This is a genomic window from Luteimonas sp. A611 (assembly GCF_054072715.1).
This window is the reverse complement of sequence record NZ_JBSVRP010000014.1, coordinates 1-4588: the sequence shown is the minus strand read 5'-3', so window position 1 is coordinate 4588 and position 4588 is coordinate 1. Positions and strand designations below refer to the sequence as shown.

At 68.7% G+C, this 4588-nt stretch carries 3 protein-coding genes; all 3 read left to right on the top strand.

What is annotated here, in order from left to right; translation table 11 throughout:
- A partial coding sequence (locus ACW5EG_RS17030; protein WP_457022481.1) for a methyl-accepting chemotaxis protein occupies positions 1 to 475 on the top strand: 475 nt, incomplete at its 5' end.
- A gap of 289 nt (positions 476 to 764) precedes the next feature.
- A complete protein-coding gene (locus ACW5EG_RS17025) occupies positions 765 to 3035 on the top strand; it encodes a methyl-accepting chemotaxis protein (protein WP_457022483.1) in 2271 nt (756 codons plus the stop codon).
- Between the two features lie 135 nt (positions 3036 to 3170).
- The coding region (locus ACW5EG_RS17020; RefSeq protein WP_457022479.1) for a cache domain-containing protein at positions 3171 to 4588 on the top strand (1418 nt) is incomplete at its 3' end.

Sequence of the window (4588 nt, the reverse complement as noted above, 5' to 3'; positions counted from 1 at the left end):
GACGCTGATCACCGATTCGGCCGACAAGGTCCGCCATGGCAACGAGCTGGTCGACCAGGCCGGGCGCACCATGGGCGAGATCGTGACCAGCATCAAGCGCGTGACCGACATCATCGCGGACATCTCGGCCGCCTCGCAGGAACAGAGCGCGGGCATCGAGCAGGTCAACCAGGCGATCACGCAGATGGACGAGGGCACGCAGCAGAACGCGGCCCTGGTCGAGGAAGCCACGGCGGCGGCGCGCAGCATGGAACAGCAGGCCGGACAGCTGGTACAGACCGTCGCGGTGTTCCGGGTGCAGGATGGACGCCCGGCGCGCGGCGGCAAAGACCGGGTCGCGGTCGCGGCGCAGGCACCATCGAGCGTGGTCAAGCTGCCTGCCCACAGGCAGGCTGCGGCGCGCGCGAAGCCCGCGGCACGCGCCACGGCAAAGGCGGCCACCGCCGAAAGCAGCGGCGAGTGGCAGGAGTTCTGATCGCATACGACAGCCTGTGGAACGACGGGGCGCTTCGGCGCCCCGTTGCGTTCGTGGACCGCACGCGACACGCGCGCGCGAAACAGCGACGCGCACGGACGAACACCTGCAGGCCGAGGCCGGTGCCGGACCCTTCGTGTGCGGAACTGGGACGTTCTGTCCATTTCCGGCACTGGATTGTGCGCTGCAGCAGCCGTTATCGATGCGTACTTCGCCGCCGCGGACAAGCCCCGACAAGGGGCCAGAAGCCAGACGAGGCGCCCCCCCTACCCGATCCATGGAACCTGATATGTCTGGAACACTCCCTGCCAAGCGCCGCCTTGGACTGCGCGGCAAACTGCTAGGCGGCCTCTCATTGGGCCTTGGCCTCACCGTCCTCGCATCGCTCAGCGGCCTCGCGGTCGCCTGGCAACGTCTCGGCACCGAACCGCCCGCCGAGATCGTCACCGACGAACTGGTCAAGACGGTCGAGATCGATTTCCGTACGCAGATCCAGGAGTGGAAAAACGTACTCCTGCGCGGCAGTGACCCGGAGCGGCTGGAGGAATACATGGCCCGCTTCGAGGCAAGCGAGAAGGATGTGAAGACGCATGCGCGCGAGGCCATGGCCCGCCTGCCCGAGGGCGCGTCGCACCAGGCGATGGATGCGTTCATTGCCACGCATGCGCAGATGGGCGAGGCCTATCGCGAAGCGCTGGTGGCGTTCTCCGCGTCTGGCTACGACCCGATAGCCGGCGATGCCGCCGTTGCCGGGATGGATCGGGCGCCCGGGCAGAAGCTCGCCGAACTCTCGGATCTCACCTCGCAGGCAGCGTCCGCGGCCGTGGTTGCCAATGCAACGCAGGTCCGCGGCATTATCGAGACCAGCATCGCGATAACGTTGTTGGCGATGCTGTCCACCCTGTCCGCCATCTGGCTCTGGATCAGCCGCAGCGTCGTGGGTCCGATCCGGCAGGTTGTCCTCTCCGCCCAGCGGGTGGCGCACGGCGAACTGGTGCTGGAAAGCACGGGCAAGCGCCATGACGAGGTAGGCGAACTGCAGCAGGCGATGAACACGATGGTGACGACGCTGGTCGAGTTCCGCGATGCCCAGCAGGGTCTCGCCGACCGACACGTTGCTGGCCAAGTCTCGTCGCGCATCGACGCGGCAGCGTTCTCAGGCGCCTATGCCGACATGGCACGCAAGATCAACGAGGTCGTCGCACTGCACGTCGGCCTGCAGTCGCGCATGGCCGATGTGGTAGGCCAGTACGCCAAAGGCGATTTCAGTGATGCCCTCGAACGCCTCCCCGGGGCGCAGGCCAGGATCACCGACGCCATCGACGCGGTGAAGTTGTCGATGCTCGACAGCAACGCCGAGGTGCGGCGCCTGGTTGAGGCGGCCGTGGCTGGCGATTTCTCCCAGCGGGGCGATGCGGCCCGATTCGAGTTCGCGTACCGCGAGCTGATCGAGGAGCTCAACCGGCTGATGTCCGCGACCGACGAAGGCCTGGGCCAGATCGGCGCCCTGCTCTCGGCGGTGGCCGAAGGAGATCTCTCTCGCCGCGTTGACGCCGGCTTGCCCGGCCGCTTCGGCGAGGTAGCCGGCGATGCGAACCGCACCGTCGAGCGCTTGGCCGAGATCGTCGGCCAGATCCGCGGCGGCAGCGACGCGATCAACGCAGCAGCGAGCGAGATCGCCGCCGGCAACGACGACCTCTCGCGCCGCACCGAGCAGCAGGCGGCCGCGCTGGAAGAGACCGCCTCGTCGATGGAGGAACTCACCTCCACCGTGCGCCAAAACGCCGACAACGCCCGCCAGGCCAACGAACTGGCCATCGGCGCGGTCGGTGTCGCCTCGCAGGGCGGCGAAGTGGTCGGGCGCGTGGTCGAGACCATGTCCGCGATCTCCGAATCGTCCAACCGCATCGCCGACATCATCGGCGTGATCGACGGCATCGCCTTCCAGACCAATATCCTGGCGCTCAACGCCGCGGTGGAAGCCGCGCGCGCGGGCGAACAGGGGCGCGGCTTCGCCGTGGTCGCGACCGAGGTGCGCTCGCTGGCGCAGCGCTCGGCCGACGCGGCCAAGGAGATCAAGACCCTGATCACCGATTCGGCCGACAAGGTCCGCCACGGTAACGAACTGGTCGACCAGGCCGGGCGCACCATGGGCGAGATCGTGACCAGCGTGAAGCGCGTCACCGACATCATCGCCGACATCTCGGCCGCCTCGCAGGAGCAGAGCGCGGGCATCGAGCAGGTCAACCAGGCGATCACGCAGATGGACGAGGGCACGCAGCAGAACGCCGCGCTCGTCGAGGAAGCCACGGCCGCGGCACGCAGCATGGAGCAGCAGGCCGGGCAGCTGGTGCAGACCGTGGCGGTGTTCCGGGTGCGGGACGAACGCCCGGCGCGCAGCGCGAAAGACAGGGTGCCGGTCGCCGCGCAGACGCCGTCGAGCGTGGTCAAGCTGCCCACGCACAAGCCGGCGCCTGCACGCGCGAAGCCGGCGCCGCACAGCCGCCGCACTGCCGCGGTCGCCGCCGCCGAGGCGGGGGGAGATTGGCAGGAGTTCTGAGCTCCCCGCCAGCATGGACATCCCGGGGGGCGGCTTCGGCCGCCCCCTGCTGTTGGCGACCAGCCAGCCCGCCGCAACACTTTTCCGCCCTGCGGCCGATAAGTCTTCCAACATCCGACCCAGAGCGGCACCACCATGTCCGACTTCCTGTCCCGCATCGGGATTTCCCGCAAGCTCACCCTGTTGACCCTGCTCGGCGTGCTCGCGGTGCTGGTCCTGATGGCGCTGGAGCTTGTCGCCGAGCGGCGCACCCTGCTGGCGGAGAAGGAAACCGCCACCCGCGGCCTGGTGGAAACCGCGGTGAGCCTTGCCGGCCACTTCCACGCCCGCGCCCTGAGCGGCGAAATGGGTGAGGACGAGGCCCAGGCCGCGGCCATCGCGGCGATCAAATCGCTGCGCTTCGGCGCCGACGACTATTTCTGGATCAACGACATGCGGCCGCAGATGGTGATGCATCCGTTCAAGCCGGAGATGGACGGCACCGACCTGTCGGGCTTCGCCGATCCCAACGGCGTGCACCTGTTCGTCGAAGGCGTCAAGCGCGTCAAGGCGGGCGGCAGCGGCTTCATCCACTACGCATGGCCCAAGCCCGGCGCCGACGCGCCGGTGCCGAAGATCTCCTTCGTCCAGGAGTTCGCGCCCTGGGGCTGGATCATCGGCTCGGGCATCTACATCGACGACGTGCAGGCCGCGCTCTGGGCTTCGGCGCGCACGGCGGTGGTCAAGCTGCTGGTGGTGCTGGCGCTGCTGCTGGGCGCGTCCTGGGCTCTGGCCCGGTCGATCACGCGTCCGATCGGCCGCGCCGTCGCCGCCACCCACGCGATGGCGCAGGGCCGCCTGGACACCGACCTCCAGGCCACCGGTACGGACGAGACCGCGCGCATGCTCGGCTCGCTGCAGGACATGCAGAAGGTGCTCAGCCGGTTTTCCGACGCGCAGCGCGACATGAAGGCCGCGCACGATGCCGGCACCATGAGCCACGTGATGCAGGCCGCGGAGTTCCCGGGCGCCTACGGCACGATGGCCACCGGCCTCAACGACCTGGTGACCTCGCACATCGCGATGAACGCCCAGGTGGTCGACACGGTTGCGCGCTACGCCCGCGGCGATCTGTCGCTCGACATCGAGCGCCTGCCCGGCGAGAAGGCGAAGATCACCGAAGCGATCGACGCGGTGAAGCAATCGATGCTCGACACCAACGCCGAGGTCAGGCGCCTGGTCGAGGGCGCGGTGGCCGGCGACTTTTCCCTGCGCGGCGACAGCGCGCGCTTCGAGTTCGCCTACCGCGAGCTGATCGAAGGACTGAACCAGCTGATGGCCGCGACCGATACCGGCCTCGGCGAGCTCGGCAGCCTGCTCTCGGCCGTGGCCGAGGGCGACTTGTCGCAGCGCATCGACATCAAGCTGGAAGGCCGCTTCGCCGATGTCGCCGCCGATGCCAACCGCACCGTTGAACGCCTGACCGAGATCGTCGGCCAGATCCGCCAGGGCAGCGATGCGATCAACGCCTCGGCCTCGGAAATCGCCGCCGGCAACGACGACCTGTCGCGCCG